4 protein-coding genes are annotated in these 4,001 nt (G+C 61.7%); all 4 read right to left on the minus strand.

Going from position 1 to position 4,001, the window contains the following annotated elements; genetic code table 11:
* The coding region (locus tag H5U08_RS12080; protein WP_297033349.1) for a dihydropteroate synthase at window positions 1-266 on the minus strand (266 nt) is incomplete at its 3' end.
* Window positions 267-408: 142 nt separating this feature from the next.
* The gene (locus H5U08_RS12085; protein WP_297033351.1) at window positions 409-1,932 is read right to left on the minus strand and encodes an oligosaccharide flippase family protein; all 1,524 of its coding nucleotides are present in this window, start codon (window positions 1,930-1,932) and stop codon (window positions 409-411) included.
* A gap of 16 nt (window positions 1,933-1,948) precedes the next feature.
* A complete protein-coding gene (locus H5U08_RS12090) occupies window positions 1,949-2,983 on the minus strand; it encodes a uracil-DNA glycosylase family protein (RefSeq protein WP_297033353.1) in 1,035 nt (344 codons plus the stop codon).
* A gap of 28 nt (window positions 2,984-3,011) precedes the next feature.
* Window positions 3,012-3,497, minus strand: a complete 486-nt coding sequence (locus tag H5U08_RS12095) for a PH domain-containing protein (RefSeq protein ID WP_297033355.1) — start codon at window positions 3,495-3,497, stop codon at window positions 3,012-3,014.
* Window positions 3,498-4,001 lie beyond the last annotated feature (504 nt).

Below are 4,001 nucleotides of genomic sequence, written 5' to 3' on the forward strand. Positions count from 1 at the left end.
CTCAGCGCCGTGATGACCGGCAGGACGCGACGGAGTTCTTCCTGCGAAGAAACGGGCTGGGCACCGGGACGGGTGCTCTCCCCGCCCACGTCGATAATGTCGGCACCCTCTTCCGCCAGTTGGAGGCCGCGCTCAATCGCCGCCGACGCGTCCAGATACAGCCCGCCATCCGAAAAACTGTCCGGCGTGACGTTGAGAATGCCCATCAGAAGCGGCCGACGGGCGAGCGACAGGGTTCTGCTCCGCAACGACCATATCTCAGCCATGGGCGCTGTCACCCGAAAAGCGGGACAACTTCGGAATGCCGACAATCTTTTCCCCTCATTTTGACTTCCCGCGTGGTGCGGGATAATCCTCACACGCCGGGACCCCTTCCCGGAAAAAGCCCTTCGCGCTTTGCTGCACGTTTCATGGGGATGGCTGTTCTTCACGGAGGGGCCGAATACCCCCGAGGGCCCCTTTCGCATAGTACAGCAGTTCTCGCCGTGTGGCGAGGAAGTACACGACGCAGCCCAGAACGATTTTCACCGGCAAGGCGAGCCAGGGTGAGGCCACTCCCCCATACCGAAGGCCAGCGTCGGCCGTCATGACGGCGGCAGCCATCAGGAGGGAGCCACCTATCGCCGGTCGGGCCGCTGTGACGAGCAGCCCAAGCGGCAGGCCAGCACAACGGAACGCCCACGCAACGTAGGCCGGCACAACCAGCAAACCAAAGACGATCAAATACACCCAGGAAAGAACGATGACCCCTTCAAGTTGCCCAGCACAGGAGAGAACCGTTACCAGAAAGGACAGTGACGTCACAATGGCCACCGGTATGCAGGCCCGGGCCATCTGGTCGGCACGGCCGACCGAGGCGTAGAGGCTCCCCATCACGTTGAAAAAGGCCTGGGCAGGAATGAGAAGGGCGAGGATCTGGAGGACAGGTCCCGCCGATTGCCACTGCGTTCCCCCCAGCACGATCATCGTTTCCCGTCCGACAAGGGCCAGCCCGATCCCGCAGGGAAGCATACTCCAGGCGAGAAACCGAAAAAACCCTGCCGCATAGGTGCGGTACTCTTCCGGACGAGAGCGGGCATGGGCTAGCGCCGGCAGCATGATTCCTGTCAGGGGTGAAACCACCAGGCTCACCGGCTTCTGGGCGAGATTGAAGGCCTGGCCGTAAAGGGCCATGGCCTGTGTTCCCAGAAAGCGTCCCACGAGGATTTTGTCCACATTGCTGACAAGAAACAAAAGAAGACTGCTGAGCGTGTAATGTCCCCCGAAGCGAAGAAGTTCGCGGCTGCCGGTTCGCCGCAGGATCCATTTCGGTCGCCATCCGGTGACTCCCCACGCGAGGAACGTACTGGCCAGCGGCTCCGCATATTGCTGAATGATGAGGGTCCACACCCCTGCCCCCAAAAGGGCCGCCACCACGGCGACTCCAGCGCCCACCAACTGGGAAAGGACACGAATCGCCGACAGTGTTGGTAAGGCCATTTTTCGCTGGAGCATGGCCTGGTGCTGGGCACCGAGAGTGGTGACCAGCGTCGTTCCCGAAAGGGCCAGCGTTAACGGGAGCAACTCGGGCCGCCCGTAAAAACGGGCAACCCACGGCGCGGCACAGGCGATGAAGATGGCCCCTGCCAGGCCCAGGATCTGCTGCGTCCAGAACAGTGCCGAGGCCTGCTGGTCATTGATTTGCGTATGCTGGATAGCCGCCACATCCAGGCCGGAATACACAAAGATCCGGACAAACGCCAGAAGCGGGAGCACCATTCCCACCAACCCGTACGGTTCCAGGCCGAGCGTTCGCAAAAGAATCCCCAGCGCGACCAGCGAAAGAATCTGCGAAACGAGCTGGGCAAGAAAGATCGCGGTACCTCCCTGCTGCACCGCGCGGGAAAGCGTTTTCCCTCCCAGCGATCGCAGCGACGTGTCATCGCGCGTCATCTGGCAGGCCCTCTCATCAGGCGTCGGGCGTAGACCGCCGGGGAATAGGACGGCCCATCACCTGGAGGAGCAGCTTGAGGTCCTCCCAGGCTTCCCGCTTCATCGCCGGGTTGCGGAGAAGAAAAGCCGGGTGATAGGTGCAAACGACTTTCGCTCCGTTATATTCCCAGATTTTTCCCCGTAACCGTCCGATGGTCAGATCGGTGCCCAGCAGGTTCTGCGCGGCCACATTACCCAGGCAGCAAATAAATTTGGGCTCAATGACCGCCAGGGTCGCATCCAACCAGGGACGGCAGTTGGCCGCCTCTTCGCGCGTTGGAGTGCGGTTATTGGGCGGCCGACAGCGGAGAATGTTACAGATATACACGTCCTCCCGGCGCATGCCCATTCCATTGGTAATCATTGCTGTAAGGAGCTGCCCTGCCCGGCCGACGAACGGAAGCCCCTGAACATCTTCGTCGTAGCCTGGGGCTTCTCCGATGAACACCAACTCCGCGTAGGGGTTGCCCACCCCAAACACGGTCTGTGTGCGGTTGGCGACCAATGCGGGGCAGCGGACGCACTGGGCCACCTGTCGAGCCAACTCGGCCAGGATTTCCTCACGGGACTTGCCCTCCGGCAAACGCACACTCTGCCATCCCTGGCCAGTCCCCCCCAAAAGCGACAGTTGTTCCGTTCCCGGCACCGCCGTGGATTCAGCGGGAGGTTCTTTGCGGGACGCTGCTTCCCGGGCACGTTGTTTTTTAGGCATGGCGGGAGAAACCGGTTCGGATGCTAGGGTTGAGGCGGAGTCAGCGGACGTTGACGGGCCAGCCTCCCCAGGCGATGGTGTCGCCGCCTCCCTCTGCGCATTCGAGTCAGCAGGTTCCCCTGACCAATCTCCCACAACGCCCGAGGAAACCGGCATCAGCAGGTGCTGGACACCCGCCCGCTGGAGGTCCTCGAAGTAGAGCCGGAGGCCTCGCAAGATGGCCTCCTTCGGGGGAAACCCACTCGACGGCGTATCCGCCGCGGAACGGGAAATGGCGTCATCCTGGTGATGATCGGTCATGGACGCCCGTCAATGATCTCGCCTTTGATCACGATGCGGCCCGCTGCCGCAGAGCTTCGATATCCAGAAATGCCTGCCGGGTGCGACGACACAAGCGGACAAAGTTTTCAGCCAGCGACACACCCGGCAACACCAGGACAGGCTGATCACCCTTGAAGAACACGACGTCGGCCGCTCGCAAAGCCGCCTGTCCCGGCTGCGGCTGGGCGTCGATACGATCCACTTCGTCCCAGCCGATGGACGCCACCTCTTTGGGAATGATGCCCTCCATGATGATGACCCGGCGGTCGGTGACCACGTACCGCCGGGCGCCCCCGGGACGTAAACGCCACAAGTATGCCACCGCTGCCAGAGGCGCGAGAAACAGTCCGGCGAGAATAGCCGCCCAGGGCCCCTTACTCACGGCCCGTTCCCATACCCGCCCGATCCACCGACCGAGACGGAAGGCCGCAATGGACGGCCAGACGGTTTTCACGACATGCTCTTCCGGTTGACGAATTTCTTTGACAGCCATGGTTCAGTTTCAAAGACGTCCCGCGTTGAACCGTTCCCGACAGTGACAGCACGTTTCTCCCGATGAAGCGGAGACGGCGTTTCTCACATACTGGACAGGGCAATGCCTGGCACTGACACAACCGACGCCGGTTTCTGCCTTAAAACGGATATTTTAGCATGTGATGACCGCCTCGCCCATTTCCAACAAGCCCTGACACATCCCCAGTTTTCCCCTGGCGATGGGCGCGGACGTCCGTACGGATCCCCCTCACGCCGGACGGACCCGGTTGCGAGGTCCATACTCGGAGGGACCCGCTTGTCGGGTCCGTGATTCGAGGTGCGATCATCGATTGGCGTTCACCGGGGACTAAAGTCCCGCGCCGAAAGCGGGGCTGAAGCCCCGCACTCCATATGGAGTGCGGCGATTCATCGCCGCTTTTCGGTGAAGGCTTTAGCCTTCACCAACCTTGCCGTCGGCCTGGATGGAACCAGGGTGACCGGCCCAAGTGGAGTTTGCGATTCT

The organism is Thermogutta sp., assembly GCF_014359955.1.
GTDB lineage: Bacteria > Planctomycetota > Planctomycetia > Pirellulales > Thermoguttaceae > Thermogutta.